Annotated in this window: 14 protein-coding genes; 11 read left to right on the forward strand and 3 right to left on the reverse strand. The window is 69.9% G+C overall.

Going from position 1 to position 14,885, the window contains the following annotated elements; genetic code table 11:
- Positions 1 to 3: 3 nt before the first annotated feature.
- From NLX83_RS23625 to NLX83_RS23645, 5 genes are all read left to right on the forward strand, one after another.
- Positions 4 to 633 (forward strand): (2Fe-2S)-binding protein, encoded by a 630-nt coding sequence (locus NLX83_RS23625; protein WP_308209363.1) that lies wholly within the window; start codon positions 4 to 6, stop codon positions 631 to 633.
- Entirely contained in the window at positions 633 to 1,601 is a 969-nt protein-coding gene (locus NLX83_RS23630) for an FAD binding domain-containing protein (RefSeq protein ID WP_254237311.1), read from the forward strand. Before NLX83_RS23625 ends, NLX83_RS23630 begins: the two co-directional genes overlap by 1 nt.
- Positions 1,598 to 3,802, forward strand: coding sequence for a xanthine dehydrogenase family protein molybdopterin-binding subunit (locus NLX83_RS23635; RefSeq protein WP_254237312.1), 2,205 nt, complete (start codon positions 1,598 to 1,600; stop codon positions 3,800 to 3,802). Before NLX83_RS23630 ends, NLX83_RS23635 begins: the two co-directional genes overlap by 4 nt.
- Positions 3,799 to 4,677 (forward strand): XdhC family protein, encoded by an 879-nt coding sequence (locus tag NLX83_RS23640; protein ID WP_254237313.1) that lies wholly within the window; start codon positions 3,799 to 3,801, stop codon positions 4,675 to 4,677. Before NLX83_RS23635 ends, NLX83_RS23640 begins: the two co-directional genes overlap by 4 nt.
- A gap of 249 nt (positions 4,678 to 4,926) precedes the next feature.
- Positions 4,927 to 6,033, forward strand: a complete 1,107-nt coding sequence (locus NLX83_RS23645; RefSeq protein ID WP_254237314.1) for an HNH endonuclease signature motif containing protein — start codon at positions 4,927 to 4,929, stop codon at positions 6,031 to 6,033.
- 302 nt (positions 6,034 to 6,335) lie between these two features.
- On the opposite strand, the gene NLX83_RS23650 is transcribed toward NLX83_RS23645, so the two are convergent.
- Positions 6,336 to 7,049 (reverse strand): GntR family transcriptional regulator, encoded by a 714-nt coding sequence (locus tag NLX83_RS23650; protein ID WP_254237315.1) that lies wholly within the window; start codon positions 7,047 to 7,049, stop codon positions 6,336 to 6,338.
- Positions 7,050 to 7,140: 91 nt separating this feature from the next.
- Between NLX83_RS23650 and manD the strand changes: the two genes are divergently transcribed.
- Complete coding sequence (manD, locus tag NLX83_RS23655; protein ID WP_254237316.1) at positions 7,141 to 8,349, forward strand: D-mannonate dehydratase ManD; 1,209 nt, start codon at positions 7,141 to 7,143, stop codon at positions 8,347 to 8,349.
- Between the two features lie 361 nt (positions 8,350 to 8,710).
- On the opposite strand, the gene NLX83_RS23660 is transcribed toward manD, so the two are convergent.
- The gene (locus NLX83_RS23660) at positions 8,711 to 9,514 is read right to left on the reverse strand and encodes a hypothetical protein (RefSeq protein WP_254237317.1); all 804 of its coding nucleotides are present in this window, start codon (positions 9,512 to 9,514) and stop codon (positions 8,711 to 8,713) included.
- Between the two features lie 30 nt (positions 9,515 to 9,544).
- Between NLX83_RS23660 and NLX83_RS23665 the strand changes: the two genes are divergently transcribed.
- The 3 genes from NLX83_RS23665 (at position 9,545) to NLX83_RS23675 (ending at position 12,049) form a co-directional block, all read left to right on the forward strand.
- On the forward strand, positions 9,545 to 10,351 hold the full coding sequence (locus NLX83_RS23665) for a DUF3097 domain-containing protein (RefSeq protein ID WP_254237318.1): 807 nt from the start codon (positions 9,545 to 9,547) through the stop codon (positions 10,349 to 10,351).
- 72 nt (positions 10,352 to 10,423) lie between these two features.
- Entirely contained in the window at positions 10,424 to 10,855 is a 432-nt protein-coding gene (locus NLX83_RS23670) for an NfeD family protein (protein WP_254237319.1), read from the forward strand.
- Entirely contained in the window at positions 10,856 to 12,049 is a 1,194-nt protein-coding gene (locus tag NLX83_RS23675; RefSeq protein ID WP_254237320.1) for an SPFH domain-containing protein, read from the forward strand.
- On the opposite strand, the gene NLX83_RS23680 is transcribed toward NLX83_RS23675, so the two are convergent.
- Positions 12,050 to 13,291 carry an MFS transporter gene (locus NLX83_RS23680; RefSeq protein ID WP_254237321.1) on the reverse strand — a complete coding sequence of 414 codons (1,242 nt, stop codon included), beginning with the start codon at positions 13,289 to 13,291 and terminating at the stop codon, positions 12,050 to 12,052.
- Positions 13,292 to 13,481: 190 nt separating this feature from the next.
- Here NLX83_RS23680 and NLX83_RS23685 point away from each other — a divergent pair, with 190 nt between their 5' ends.
- Together NLX83_RS23685 and NLX83_RS23690 are read left to right on the forward strand one after the other, a co-directional pair.
- Positions 13,482 to 14,186, forward strand: a complete 705-nt coding sequence (locus NLX83_RS23685; protein WP_254237322.1) for a DddA-like double-stranded DNA deaminase toxin — start codon at positions 13,482 to 13,484, stop codon at positions 14,184 to 14,186.
- A 5-nt stretch (positions 14,187 to 14,191) separates the two neighbouring features.
- Complete coding sequence (locus tag NLX83_RS23690; protein WP_254237470.1) at positions 14,192 to 14,602, forward strand: Imm1 family immunity protein; 411 nt, start codon at positions 14,192 to 14,194, stop codon at positions 14,600 to 14,602.
- Positions 14,603 to 14,885: the final 283 nt, after the last annotated feature.

Below are 14,885 nucleotides of genomic sequence, written 5' to 3' on the forward strand. Positions count from 1 at the left end.
GAAATGCGAGAAAAGGCTTCCACGTTTGCCGGAGAACCGGAACCGTCGGGACCCAACCGCCGCACCGTCCTCGTCGGCGCGGTCGGTGCGGGCGTCGCCGGGACCGCGCTCGCCGGGGTCGGTGTCGGGCTCGCCGCGCCCACCACGGCGCCGCCCGCCCCGCAGGAGACGCTGCCGGTGACGCTGACCGTCAACGGTGTCCGCAGGTCGGCGCCGGTCGATCCCCGGGCGAGCCTGCTGGACACGCTGCGTGACCAGTGGGGCCTGACCGGTCCCAAGAAGGGGTGCGACCAGGGCGCGTGCGGCGCGTGCACGATGCTGCTCGACGGCACCAGGGTGCTGTCGTGCATCAGCCTCGCGGTCCTGCACGACGGTCAGGAGATCACCACTGTGGAAGGTTTGGTGGCAAAGGGGGAAATGCATCCCGTGCAGCGCGCGTTCGCCGAACGCGACGGTTTCCAGTGCGGGTTCTGCACCTCCGGTCAGGTCACTTCGGCGGTGGGTCTGCTGAAGGAGAACCCCCGGCCGTCGCGAGCCGAGATCTCCGAGCTGATGAGCGGGAACCTGTGCCGCTGCGCGGCCTACTCCAACATCGTCGACGCGGTCGCCGACGCGGCGAGGGGTGAGCGCTGATGCGACCGTTCCACTACTCCCGCCCGGGTTCGGTCGGCGAGGCGGTGCGCGCGCTCGGGGCGGACCCGGGCGCCGAGGTGATCGCGGGCGGCACCGACCTGGTGACGTTGCTGCGGGACGGGGTCCGCGCGCCGAGCCAACTCGTCGACGTTAACCGGCTCGGCCTGGACCGCCTGTCCTGGCAGCCGAACGGCAGTGTCCACATTGGAGCGATGTGCCGCAACGCCGTTGACGACAGCCGGTTGCGCCGCGCGTACCCCGGGCTCGTCCAAGCCCTGCGCTCCGGGGCGTCGCCGCAGATCCGCAACCGGGCCAGCTTCGGCGGGAACCTGTTGCAGCGCACCAGGTGCGCGTACTTCCGGCTGCCCGAGTTCGACTGCAACAAGCGCAACCCGGGCTCCGGCTGCGCCGCGCTGAACGGCGACGGCGCGCAGACCGCGTTGTTCGGGGCGAGCCCGTCCTGCGTCGCGGTGCACCCGTCGGACTGCGCGGTGGCGCTGGTGGCGCTCAACGCGGTCGTGCACGTCGAGGGACCCGCAGGAGCGCGCCGCATCCCGATCGAGGAGTTCCACGTGCTGCCGGGGGAGACCCCGCAGCGGGAGACCGCGCTGCGCCGGGACGAGCTGGTCGTCGCGATCGAACTGCCCCCGGCACCGCCCTCGCACTACCTGAAGTTCCGCGACCGGACCTCCTTCGCGTTCGCGCTGGTCTCGGCGGCCGTCGCGGTGGAGGTGAGCGGCGGAACCGTCCGCTCCGCACGGATCGCGCTCGGCGGCGTGGCGGCCAAGCCGTGGAGATGCCTTGCGGCGGAACGGGAACTGGTCGGCAAGCCGTTCACCGCGCCGTCCATCGCGAAGGCGGGTGACGCCGCAACCGAGGGCGCGAAACCCCGTCCTGGCAACGAATACAAGGTCGAACTCGTCCGCAGGGTAGTCCGGCGGGCGCTGACGGAACTGGGGAACGCGTGAGCGAGCAGGGGATCGGCGCCGCCCTGACGAGGGTCGAGGCGAGGGACAAGGTGACCGGTGCGGCGCGCTACACCGCGGACGTGGTGCTGCCCGGGATGGCGTACGCGGCGCTCGTCAGCAGCCAGGTGTCAGCGGGCAGGCTGCGCTCGCTCGATGTGTCGGCGGCGAAGGCGGCACCGGGTGTGCTCGGTGTGTTCAGCCACCTCGACCGGCCGACGTGGCATCGCGTTCCCGCCATCCCGTACTTCGGCGAGACCCGCATGCCCTTCTCCGACGACCGGATCCACCACGCGGGCCAGCACATCGCCATCGTCGTCGCCTCCACCCGGCAGCAGGCCGCGCACGCGGCGGCGCTCGTCAAGGCGGAGTACGAGGCGGGCAAACCCGTGCCCACGCTGGAGAAGGCGCTGCCGTCGGCGTATGTGGCGGCGCAGGGCAACTACGTGAACTTCCCGCAGGAGACCGTCCGCGGTACCCCCGAGGAGGCGCTGGCCGGATCTCCGGTGCGCGTCAAGGCGGAGTACCGCACCGCGCTGATCAGCCACGCGCCGATCGAACCCTCGGTGACCACGGCGACCTGGGAGGGTGACGAGCTCACCCTCTATGACACCAGCCAGGCCGTCGTGGTGCACCGCGGCCTGGTGGCCACGGCGTTCGGCCTGCCGGAGGACAAGGTCCGGCTGGTGTGCCCGCTGATCGGCGGGGCGTTCGGGGCGAAGACGCACGTCTGGGGGCACACCCTGCTCGTCGCGCTCGCGGCCCGGCGCCTCGGCAGACCGGTCCAGGTGGTGATCACCAGGAAGCAGATGTTCACCACCACCGGGCACCAGCCGCCGACCGTGCAGCGGATCGAGATCGGCGCCGAGCGCGACGGCAGGTTGCGGGTGATCACCCATGACAGCACCAACTCCACGTCCTTCGTCGCCGAGCGCCCGGAGAACACCGTCCTGTCCTCGGTCGCGACCTACGCGGTGCCGAACCTGCGCACCCGGGTGCGCCTGGCGCGGATGAACTTCGGCACGCCGACAGCGATGCGCACGCCGGGCGACGGCCCCGGCAGCTTCGCGCTGGAGTGCGCGCTGGACGAGCTCGCGCACGAGCTGGGCGCCGACCCGGTGGAGCTGCGCCGCCGCAACCACGCCGATGTGCACCCGCAGAGCGGGAAACCGTGGAGCGGCAAGAACCTCCTGGAGTGCTACCGCATCGGCGCCGAGCGCTTCGGCTGGCACCGCAGGGATCGGCGTCCCGGCACGCGCCGCGAGGGCAACGACCTGATCGGCTACGGCATGGCCACCGCCCGCCGCGTGGAGCACCACCGCGCCGCGGAGTCCACAGTGGACATCAGGACGGACGGTGGCGTCGTCGTCCGCACCGCCACGCAGGACATCGGCGGTGGCACGCTGACCACCATGATCCAGGTCGCGGCCGACGCGCTCGGCGTGGCGCCGGACAAGGTCACCATCACCGTGGGCGACACCGATCTGCCGCCGGGCGCACCGACCTTCGGCTCGATCACCTCCGGCAGCAACGGGAGCGCGGTGCGCCTGGCGGCCCAGGACGCCCGCGGCGCCGCGATCCGCCTCGCCGTGGGGGACAAGGGATCGCCGCTGCACGGGCTCGCGGAGGACGCCGTTGACGTCCGCGACGGGCGGCTGTTCGCCAAGGCCGACCCCCGGCGCGGGGAGACCTATGCCGTGCTGCTGACCAGGAATCGCGTGAACCCCTTGCGCGGCAACGGGAAGTACAGTCCTGCGGAAAGCCAGTACGAGACGTCCACGTTCGGCGCGCACTTCACCGAGGTCCGCATCGACCGCGACCTCCCGCGAGTCCGCGTGGTGCGCCACCTCGCGGTCATCGACTGCGGCATCGTGCTCAACACCAAGACGGCGCGGAACCAGGCGCAGGGCGGCATCATCGGGTCGATCGGCGTCGCGCTGATGGAGGAGCTCCGGCAGGACCCCGTGTCCGGTCGCGCGCTCGCCCCGGCGCTCACCGACTACCACGTGCCGGTGAACGCCGACATCGGCCAGATCGACGTGCACTTCGTCAACAAGCCCGACCACAACTCCAATCCGTTGGGCGCCAAGGGGCTCGGCGAGATCTGCTCGATCGGTGTGTCCGCCGCGGTCGCCAACGCGGTCTTCAACGCCACCGGCAGGCGCATCCGGGACCTGCCGATCACCCCGCGGCGCCTCCTGTGAGGTCGATCTTCCCGGACCTCCTTGAACGCCAAGGGGAACCGGCCGCCATCGCCACCCTCGTCGACAAGACCGGCAGCGCCCCGCTGCCGGTCGGCTCGGCGATGGTGGTGTGGCGGGACGGCACCGTGCGCGGCTGGATCAGCGGCGGCTGCGTGGATTCCGACGTGGTCGCCGTCGCGGAACGAGTCCTTCTTGACGGGGTCGCCGAGATCCGCGAGTACGGCCCACCATCCCTGATGGGCGTCGGCCTGACCTGCGGCGGTCAGCTGCGGGTGCTCGTCGAGCCCGTCTACCCCGAACTGCTGACCGCCGCCGCTGCCGTGGTGTCCGATCGGGCGGTTACGCTGAGCACGGACCTTTCGACCGGGTCGCACAGCCTGTCGTGGTCCTCTGGTGAAGGCTTTTCTTTGCATGGCTCGACGTTCGTCGCCGGGTTCGCGCCCCGGCCGCTGCTCGTGATCGTTTCCGCGACCGCCGTGACGAACCCGTTGGCGCAGTTGGCTTCCTCATTCGGCTGGCGCGTGGTCGTCGTCGAGCACCGACCCGTTTTCGCGGCGCAGATCTCCTGCGACGTCGTGCCCCGACTGGATGGTCTGGTCCTGGATCGCCGCTCTGCCGTGGCTGTGCTGAGCCATGATCCGATGGTGGACGTTCCGGCGATCATGGCCGCTTTCGCGGCTTCCTGTGGCTACGTCGGGGCTATGGGGTCCGCTGTGACTCATGTGGATCGGGTACGGCGGTTGCGTGCGGCCGGGGCGTCGGATGGTGATCTGGCTCGGCTTCGGTCGCCTATCGGGAGTGCGGGGGTGGGTGGGCGCAGTCCGGTGGAGTTGGCTGTGGCTATCGGGGTTGAGCTTGGGGTTGCCGCGGTGTGAGCTTGTGGCTTTGGACTGGCCAGCCTGATTCGGTTGGGTTGATGGCTTGCGTTCGCTGAGGCCTGGCGCCGCCAGGCGTCTGGCTCAGCGTCGACGTGTTCGACCATGCCGTCCTCGTGCACTGCGTGCCGGAGAAGTTCCGCAACCACGCGAGAATCGAGAATGTGTTGGGGCGCTTGGGAAATTCACTCCTTAGAGCCATGATCGACTATTTTCGCGCGATAAAATGTGGTTATGCCCCATGGTGAATTGCTCGATGCGATCAAGGCTGCCAGTCGCAAACTGAGCGCGGCGAAGGCCGATCTTGCTGTCGCGTGCCGGGACTACATGAATCAGGTCGAGGGTGGTGACTACAACTACATGGGTTCGGAGGTCGGTCCTGAACTCGCGATCTCCCGTCGTAAGGCGGATGCGATGTTGTCGCGCGGGTACGAACTGACCGAGCGTCCGGCGATTTTGTTGGCGATGGCCGAAGGCCGGATCGACGAAAGCAAGGCGCTACTGATCCTGGACCAGATCAGCGTCCTCTCGGAGAGCCACAAGGTGATCGTCGAAGACGACCTCCTGGAATACGCGGAAACTCGCACGTACACGTCGGTGCGCAGGCATGCTCAGACGGTGATCCACAAGCTCGACCCGGATGCCGCGCTGCGTCGGCACAAGAAGGCGACCAAGGAACGGGCGGTGGAGAAGCGCGATCTCGATGACGGCATGTCCTCGCTCCGCTTCGTGGTACCCGCGCTGGAGGGGGTGTTGATCTATGACCGGATCGATCGGATCGCCCGAGCGTTGCCGAAGGATGACCGGACGTTGGACCAGAAGCGCGCCGACGTAGCCATGGATGTGTTGCTGGGCAAGGAAACCGGCGCTCCCCAGGGTGAGGTTCGGGTGTATCTGACCATGCCCGTCACCAGTGTCATCGGCATGAACGATGACCCGGCGATGCTGCACGGCTACGGACCCCTGCCCGCCGAGATCGCCCGCGACGTCGCCGCTGGTGGGATCTGGAAGCGCATCCTCACCGACCCCGTCACCGGCATGGCCGAAGAAGTCAGCGATGTCTACCGGCCGACCGCCAAGCAGCGGGAACTCATCGCGGCCCGGTTCCCCAGGTGCACCGCGATCGGCTGCCAGCAGCCCGCACACCGCTGCGACCTGGACCATTGCTGCCGCTACGACGGGACCAACACCACGGTCAAGAACTTGCGGCCGAAGTGCAGGCACCACCACCGGATGAAGCACGAAACCAGCTGGCGCTGCGAGAACCTCGACGATGGACGGCACGTGTGGACCTCACCCAGGGGGAAGGTCTACGAAACCGAACTGGAGCCCATCGCCGAACCCGCACCCTTCTGAACCGACGAGCGTCCATAGTGGACAATCGTGGTCGAGCGCAGTGCCGTTCAGCGGCGAGGTGTTGATCCCGTCAAGGGTGTCGTTGTGCACCCCGCACACCACGTAAACTGTGCCCATGCGCCTCAACCGCCCTCGCACCCCACCCGCGGCGGCCGCAACCTAGGTAACCCCGTTTCGTACTCATAACGGGGAAGAGAGCGCTCCCAAATCCCGGCAAGAGTACGAAACGGAAGTTCTCTAGCGACCTCAGTGCAAGAAGAGGTGTGCGCGTGGGGTGGGGTGGACCCGTTGTTCCCGCCGGTCTACTCCCAGACGACGACGTTGCGACGGGTGGGAACCGAAGCGGAGTTGGACGCGAACAGCTCGGGGGAGCGCGCGCGGATGCGTTCGATGTCGGCGAAGACCGCCCGGAGGTGGACGCGCATCGCCCGGCGGGCCAGATCGGCGTCGCCGCGGCGGACGGAGCGGAAGATCTCCACGTGCTGGTCGGCGAACTCCGCCGGGGACTGCGCGTCGTACAGGCCGAGGCGGCGGGCGCGGTCGAGGTGACCCTTGGCGGCCACGACGGTCGCCCAGGCGCTGGCGTGACCGCTGAGGCGCAGCAAGCCGAGGTGGAAAGCCTCGTCGAGCGCGAAGAACTCCTCCAGGTCGATGCCGGGCCGCCGTTGCTGTTCGAGGTTGGCCTCAAGCTCGGCGACCAGGGCGGGGTCCAGCTCCTCGGGCAGGTCTTCGAGGGCGGCCAGCTCCACGGCCTCGCGGAGGAACTGGGCGTCGGCGACCTTCTCCGGGTCCACCCGCGAGACGAAAGACCCGATCTGCGGGAAGACCTGCACCAAACCCTCTTCGGACAACAGGATCAGGCTCTCCCGCACCGGTGTGCGGCTGACGCCCATCGCGGCGGCCAGCTCGTTCTCCGACAGCGCGGCGCCGGGCGGCAGCTCCATGGTCAGGACCTTGCGGCGGAGCGCCTCGTAGACCTCGCGGCGGTTGGACTTCTTCCCGGCTGAGCTGGCCACGGCGCCCATCATAGGGTCGCCGCGGCCTTGACAACGTCGATCGACCGGATCTTGTATACAAGTACTGGTTCATCAGAACGGAGGAGGGGTCGTGAGCACGATCGAGCGCGCTGAGGTCCTCGTCGCCTCGCCCGGCCGCAACTTCGTCACGCTCAGGATCACCACGTCGGACGGGGTGACCGGGCTCGGCGACGCCACGCTCAACGGTCGGGAGCTGGCGGTCGCGTCGTACCTGCGCGACCACCTCGTGCCCCTGCTCATCGGGCGCGACCCGGCCCGCATCGAGGACACCTGGCAGTACCTCTACCGGGGCGCGTACTGGCGGCGCGGGCCGGTGACGATGACCGCGATCGCGGCCGTCGACACCGCGCTGTGGGACATCAAGGGCAAGGTCGCGGGACTGCCGGTCTACCAGCTGCTGGGCGGGCGCTCGCGCGACGGCGTGATGGTCTACTCGCACGCGAGCGGCACCGATGTGGAGTCGTTGCTCGACGACGTCGCCCGCTTCCGAGAACTCGGCTATCTCGCGGTGCGCGCACAGGCCGCCGTGCCGGGAATCGGTGGCAGCTACGGCGTGCGCGCGGGCAAGGTCTACGAGCCCGCCGCCACGGCGCTGCCCGACGAACAACCGTGGAGCACCGAGGCGTACCTGGACTTCGCGCCGGGCTACCTGGCCGCGGTCCGCGACCGCTTCGGCTTCGATTTCCATCTGCTGCACGACATCCACCACCGGCTGACCCCGATCGAGGCGGCCCGGTTCGGCAAGTCGGTCGAGGACCTCCGGCTGTTCTGGATGGAGGACCCGACCCCGGCGGAGAACCAGGAGGCGTTCCGGCTGATCCGGCAGCACACCACCACGCCCATCGCCGTGGGGGAGAACCTCAGCTCGATCTGGGACGTGCAGCACCTGATCACCGAGCAGCTGATCGACTACGTCCGCACCACGGTCGTGCACGCCGGGGGCATCACCCACCTGCGGCGGATCTTCGACCTCGCGGCGCTGTACCAGGTGCGCACCGGCTCGCACGGCGCGACGGACCTCTCCCCGGTCACCCTGGCCGCCGCGGTCCACCTCGACATCGCCGTGCCCAACTTCGGCATTCAGGAGTACATGGGCTTCGCGGACGAGGTCGACGAGGTGTTCCACAGCGGCGTCCGCTTCGAGAAGGGAATGCTGCTGCCCTCGGAGGAACCCGGGCTCGGCGTGAGCTACGACGACGAAGCCGCCGCGAAGTTCCCCTACGACCCCCGTTATCTCCCGGTGGCGCGCCGCCTCGACGGTTCGATGCACGACTGGTGACCACTTTGGACTCGGAGCGTTTCACCGCGCGCACCAAGCGGTTTACGCCGAAGCCGCCGCGGCGCACGGGCGAGCCATGGGGGATCGACGTCGCTGCGGCAAAGCGCGCGAGTGCGGCGCGAGTGATCGCCGCCGACGTGGCCGCTTCGCCGCTCGCGATCACCCGTGCGCTCGTCGACGAGATCACCGACGCGGTCCGAGCCCTGGGCGACGGACTCGACCCGAGCCCGTTGATCGTGGCGGAGTTCGACCTGGAACGCGCCGCCGGACCCGGTGGCGGCAAGGTCCTGCTCCGCACCAGCGGTGGTCGGCGAAGGCGAGCCGGACGCCGAGGCCGACGAACAAGCCCGCCCACCGACAATCAGCCGCCGTTGATGTCCTGCGGTGAGTGCCTCAGCTGTCGAACCGCCTCCGCGATCGCGACACGGCGAGCCCCGCGAACGGCGTCGGACAACGGCTTGAGCGCTTCGGTTCGCGCCCGCGCCGCCGAAGCCGACACCGCGCCGCCCGCGTCGTCGCCGAGCGCGGCGCGGAGGATCGCCTCGACCTCGTTCGCCCGCTCCAGCACCCGCAGCGAGCGCGGCGGCATCGCGGGCGGCCACGCCAGCCGCGGCCGGGCCGAGATGAACTCGGCGATCTCCGCCCGGACGTTCGGCCGGTGCCGCGCGACGTCCAGGGACACCAGCGTCGCCGCGGCCTCGCGCACCGCGATCGTCATCCCGTGCTCCGCCTCCCCGATCGGGGTGTGGTCCGCCCCGGGGGAGCCGGGCAACGGGAACACCGTCCAGCGCAGCACTCCGTCGGCCACGTCGTCCGGGACCGCCGCGAGGCCCGCGCCCGCGAACACGACCGCCTCGCCGCGCTCCAGCGCCGGAGGCATCGCCGGGCCGGCTCCGCCGAGACCCCGGACATCGCCGGGAACCGGGAGCACGAGCGCCGCGCCGTCAGCGCCCGACCTGCGCAGGGCCGCCAGCCACAGCGCAGGTCCCGCCGCGCGCTCCCCGTCGACGGGCAGGCCCGTGCGAGTGGCGGTCTCGTGGTCGGCGGCGACGACCTCCTGAAGCTCGCCCCACACCGTCAGGGCGTCGAGAACGTCGTCGGCCGCGGCCGCGCCGTGCAGCCACGCGGAGGCCCACACGGCCATGGTGGCACTGGGAACAGACACGTTGGTCAAGGATACCGGTAGGTTCGCGTCGTGCGTTCCTTCAACTACGGCAAGGACATCCTGTCCACTCCGCGCGAACGGCGAGTCGTCCCCGAGGTGGCCGCCGAGGCGGGCGTCGTCGCCGAGGACCCCGACAGCGGTTTCTGCGGCGCGGTCGTGCGCGTCGAGTCCGGCTCGGTGCTGCTGGAGGACGCCGCGGGCCGACGACGGCTGTTCCCGATGACCCCGGCCGCGTTCCTGATCGACGGCCAGCCGGTGACCCTCGTGCGCCCGGCGGCCGTGGCCGCTGCGCCCCGGGTCAGCGCGTCCGGCTCGGTGAAGGTGGACGGCCTGCGCGCTCGCACCGCCGCCGCGAGCCGGATCTGGGTCGAGGGCATCCACGACGCCGAGCTCGTCGAGCGCGTGTGGGGCCACGACCTGCGGGTCGAGGGCATCGTGGTGGAGCCGCTGCACGGCGTCGACGACCTCGCCGCGTTGGTCGCGGAGTTCGGCCCCGCGCCGACGCGGAGGCTCGGCGTGCTGGTGGACCACCTCGTCGACGGCAGCAAGGAGTCGCGGGTCGTCGCCGCCGTGGCCGACCCGAACGTGCTGGTCACCGGGCATCCGTACGTCGACGTCTGGCAGGCCGTGAAGCCTTCGGTGCTCGGCATCCCTTCGTGGCCGACCATCCCGAAGGGCACGCCGTGGAAGGAAGGCGTCTGCGCGCGCCTCGGTTGGGGCGAGCCCGCGGACGGCTGGCGCCGCGTGCTCTCCTCGGTGAGCGGCTTCCGCGACCTGGAGTCCCCGCTGCTCAGCGCCGTCGAACACCTCATCGACTTCGTCACGGTGCCGTCCTGATCGAAGATCACGCGTGGGTCACGTGGGGCGTTGCGGAGGACAGCGGGGGCGCGGTTCTGCCACGATGAGGGCATGGCCGCTCTTGTGTGGCTGATCGCCGGCGTGCTGCTGATCGCAGCCGAGGTGCTCTCCGGGGACTTCGTCCTGCTGATGATCGGCCTTGCCGCCCTCGCCGCCGCGGGTTCCTCCGCGCTGGGGGCCGCCCTGCTCGTCGACGCGATCGTGTTCGGGGTCGCCTCGGTCGCCCTGATCGCGCTCGCCCGCCCCGCCATCAAACGGCGGCTGCTCGCGGGCGACACCATGAAGATGCACACCGAGGCGCTCGTCGGGGCCAAGGCCGTTGTGCTGTCCACTGTGGACAGTCATGGGGGCCAGGTGAAGCTCGGCGGTGAGGTGTGGACCGCCCGCAGCTACGACGAGACCCAGGTGCTGGAACCCGGCAGCACCGTGACGGTGATGAGCATTTCCGGGGCTACGGCGATCGTCTGGTCGGAGGAGATGTAGGTGGACGCAGCAACTGTCACGCTTGTCGTGGTGGCGGTCATCGTGCTGTTGGTACTGGTCACGGTCGCCAAGGCGGTCCTGGTCATCCCGCAGGCGCAGGCCGCCGTCATCGAACGGCTCGGCCGGTTCCGCGCGGTCGCCGCGCCCGGCCTGAACTTCCTGCTGCCGTTCCTGGACAAGGTGCGCGCGCGGATCGACCTGCGCGAACAGGTGGTGTCCTTCCCGCCGCAGCCGGTGATCACCCAGGACAACCTGACGGTCTCCATCGACACCGTCGTCTACTTCCAGGTCACCGACCCGCGCGCCGCGGTCTACGAGATCTCCAACTACATCATCGGCGTCGAGCAGCTGACCACGACGACGCTGCGCAACGTGGTCGGCGGGATGAGCCTTGAGGAGACGCTGACCTCGCGCGACTCCATCAACGGCCAGCTGCGCGGTGTGCTCGACGAGGCCACCGGCCGCTGGGGCATCCGCGTCTCCCGGGTGGAGCTCAAGGCGATCGACCCGCCGCCGTCCATCCAGGACTCGATGGAGAAGCAGATGCGCGCGGACCGGGAGAAGCGCGCCATGATCCTCACCGCCGAGGGCCAGCGGGAGGCGTCGATCAAGACCGCCGAGGGCCAGAAGCAGGCGTCGATCCTCTCCGCGGAGGGCCAGAAGCAGGCCGCGATCCTCTCCGCGGAGGGTGAGCGGCAGAGCCGCATCCTGCGCGCCCAGGGCGAGCGCGCCGCCCGCTACCTCCAGGCGCAGGGCCAGGCCAAGGCGATCGAGAAGGTCTTCGCCGCGGTGAAGGCGGGCAAGCCGACGCCGGAACTGCTCGCCTACCAGTACCTCCAGACGCTGCCGCAGATGGCGCAGGGCGACTCCAACACCGTGTGGATGGTGCCCAGCCAGTTCGGCGACGCGCTGCAGGGCTTCGCGAAGATGTTCGGCGACAAGGGCGACGACGGCGTGTTCCGCTACGAGCCTCCCGCCGACGACACGACCTCGCGCCCCGAGGCCGACGACGAGGAGACCGCGGGCTGGTTCGACACCGCGCCCGATCCCCACGTCGCCAAGGCCGTGCAGGAGGCGGAAGCCGTTGCGCGCAAGGAGGTTCCGGGTCCGCTGGGCACCGGCACCCCCGAGCTGGGCACCGGCGCCCCTCGGATCTCCTCCGGCTCGACGGAACTGGCGGACGGGGAGAAGTGATCACTCGTCGGGCAGCTTGAGGAACAGCGTCAGCCCGGCACTGACCAGGTACAGGACGGCGAAGATCACCATCACGCCCTGCACCCCGAACGGGCCGAGGAACAACCCCGCGATGGCGGGACCGGCCATCACACTGGCGCCCGCGCCGAGGTTCAGCGCGGCCATCGCCTGCCCCTTGTGCTCGGGCGCCAGTGACGGCATCAGCGCCGACAGCGGCACGTAGCCCGCGAGCGTCGCCCCGTAGGCCGCCGCGACCAGCAGCGCCAGCCAGTACTGCGGGCCCGCCGCGACCGGCACGTGGTAGAGCAACAGGATCGTCAGCGCCGACCCGACGCCGCCGCACCACGCCACAGTGCGGCGCCAGCCCAGCCGGTCGCCGACGATCCCGAAGATCAGGTTGAACACGATGTTGGTGGCGAACATGACCGTCAGCAGCCGCAGCCACTGGCCGAGGGTGAAGCCGATCGTCTCGGTGAAGAACAGCGGCAGGAACACCAGGAACCCGAACTGCGGGGCGGTGTTGATCACCCGGACCAGGCAGCCGACGCCGATCCTGGGGTTGCGCCACAGGATGCTCACGCTGCCGAGCAGGGTCGCCAGCGGGCGCTCACCCGCCGGGGCGAGGCGGTGGAAGCCGGTGCGCTCCCGGACCAGCAGCAGCGCGATCAGCCCGCCGAGGACGATCAGCGCCAGCGCCACCCACAGCGTCGCCAGCGGCCCGATGACCGGGATCAGCCCGCTGGCCACGAGGGAACCCAGCGTCGGCAGGCCGCCGGTGAAGGCGAACCAGAACCACCCCACCGCCGTGCCCAGCCGCTCGCGCGGGGTCGCCGCGGCCACCCAGACCAGGAACCCGAATGCGAACAACGGATAGCCGAACCCGCGCAGCCCGTATCCCAGCAGCAGCAAGGGGAAGTTCATCGTCGGCACCGCGACCACCAGGAACAGCACCTGGAACACGACCCAGACGACCAGGCCCAGCGCCATCACCCGGCGCGGGCCCCACAGGTCCGACAGCGCGCCGGAGAGCCACGCCGCGATGCCCGCGGTGACGCCGTACACGGTGAACAGCAGCGCCACCTGCTGGGTCGAGAGCCCTTGCGCCACCAGGTACGGCGAGAGGTAACCCGCCTCGACGCCGTCGCCGATCATGAAGATCAGCACGCCGAGGAAGCCCCACGCCAGGGGGCGCGGGATACCTGAGCGCTCCACCAGGGAAGGCCGCGTCACCGTCTCCGTCATGCGGAGGAGAAGACGGCAGTGCCCGTGGTCGGCGCAACACGCTGCGCCCAACACCACGTGAGGAACGCCCGCGTGCCGCGTGAAGTGCTCCACCCTGACCAGGCTGAGCGTCGGAGCACGTGTGAACTCAGTGTTATCTTCACATTCGTTGGGCATTGCCCCGCTCCTCTGGACGCGGCAGCCTGGAGGAATGTCCATCCGGGCTGAGGTCGCCGCCACCGCGCGGGCCGCTGTGGCGGAGCTCCCGCTCGACCTGGTCGACGTTGCCGAGGATGCCCTCGACGAGACGGCCACGACGTGGGATCACGCAACAGAAGGAAGCCCTGACCTTGCCCGCGATGAGGTCCACGGCCTCCTGGAGACAGCCAAGGACAACCTTCGCGCGGTCCGGCGACGGCTACGCCAACTGCCCGCCCGGGTCGAGTCCTGGATCACCGGCCTCGGCGGAGCCTTGGCTGCGGTCGTGGAACCGCCGGGCGAACCGAGCATCGCCGAGCTGGTCGAGCGGGCCCGCGCGGACCTGCCGCCGCCGGTGCCCAAGCGACAGCCCAGCAAGACACAGAAGATCACCCACGGCCGCCTCCTCGACGAGCACGGCGTGATCGTCGGACGCCTGGTGTCCGGTACCGATACCGACAGCGCCGAGGCGGACCGGCTCATCACCGACGCCGGGTTTCGGCAGCAACTCGGCATCGCCTTGCATGTGGAGCTCAAGGCCCTAGTGCGGATGCGTGCCGGCGGACAGCGACACACCACGCTTCTCATCAACAACGTGCCGTGTCCGGGCCCGTTCGGATGCGACAAGATGTTGCCGCGGCTGCTGCGCCCTGGCGAGTCCTTGACCGTCTACGGCCCCGAGGGTTACCGCAGCACTTACAGGAGGACGGCCCCGTGACCACCATGCAGGCCTGGTACGACATCGACCAGGACCAGGAACTCGTGCTCGACGACGAGACCGCCGTCGACCAGCTTCTCGACCGGCTCGCCACCGGGCCCGAACCGCTCGTGGTGTCGCTGTTCCGCAGCGAGGACCTGGCAGGCGACCAGCTGCCCGACATCGAGTTCTGGGTCGGTGTCGGCGCCGTGCCCGGCCGTGGCCTGATCCAGTGCAGCGACTCAGTGGGCCTGTGGGTCACCCGCAGCGACGACGCCACGCGCACTGACACCGTGTTCTACAACTACATGAACACCTCGCACACCTTTCCCGCGGGTTCCGAGATCCCCCTCGATCAGGTCCGCGCCGCGATCCGCGAGTTCTCCGCCACCGGCCGACGTCCCTCCGGCGTCGCGTGGCAGCGCGTCGACCGCTGACCCTCAACCTCGCCGCGAGGGTTTTTCCTTTCCGGTCAACATCATTTCTTCCGTACTGTCCACAACAGACTCAACGTCTTCCCAGTCGCTCGCCGCACCGCGCACACTTCGGCAGCCGAAACTGCTCATTGTCCAAAGCTTGCGGCGGCATCAACACCTCGCCCCCGCACGCTCTCGCAGCCAGCGCCCCAGGCCGGTGATCCCCGAGCACACCGCGCATCGCGTGCCGCTGCCCACCGACCGGCCACCAGTAGTGGTTGCCACCGGCTGCGACATCCTCTCG

Source organism: Allokutzneria sp. A3M-2-11 16 (assembly GCF_024213555.1).
In the GTDB taxonomy this organism is placed as follows: domain Bacteria; phylum Actinomycetota; class Actinomycetes; order Mycobacteriales; family Pseudonocardiaceae; genus Allokutzneria.

What these genes read in the sequence shown, in the direction of transcription:
- NLX83_RS23625 (WP_308209363.1), top strand. Translation starts at nt 4, where the DNA reads ATGCGAGAAAAGGCTTCCACGTTTGCCGGAGAACCGGAACCGTCGGGA.
- NLX83_RS23630 (WP_254237311.1), top strand. Translation starts at nt 633, where the DNA reads ATGCGACCGTTCCACTACTCCCGCCCGGGTTCGGTCGGCGAGGCGGTG.
- NLX83_RS23670 (WP_254237319.1), top strand. Translation starts at nt 10,424, where the DNA reads ATGGCCGCTCTTGTGTGGCTGATCGCCGGCGTGCTGCTGATCGCAGCC.
- NLX83_RS23680 (WP_254237321.1), bottom strand. Translation starts at nt 13,291, where the DNA reads ATGACGGAGACGGTGACGCGGCCTTCCCTGGTGGAGCGCTCAGGTATC.
- NLX83_RS23685 (WP_254237322.1), top strand. Translation starts at nt 13,482, where the DNA reads ATGTCCATCCGGGCTGAGGTCGCCGCCACCGCGCGGGCCGCTGTGGCG.
- NLX83_RS23690 (WP_254237470.1), top strand. Translation starts at nt 14,192, where the DNA reads ATGCAGGCCTGGTACGACATCGACCAGGACCAGGAACTCGTGCTCGAC.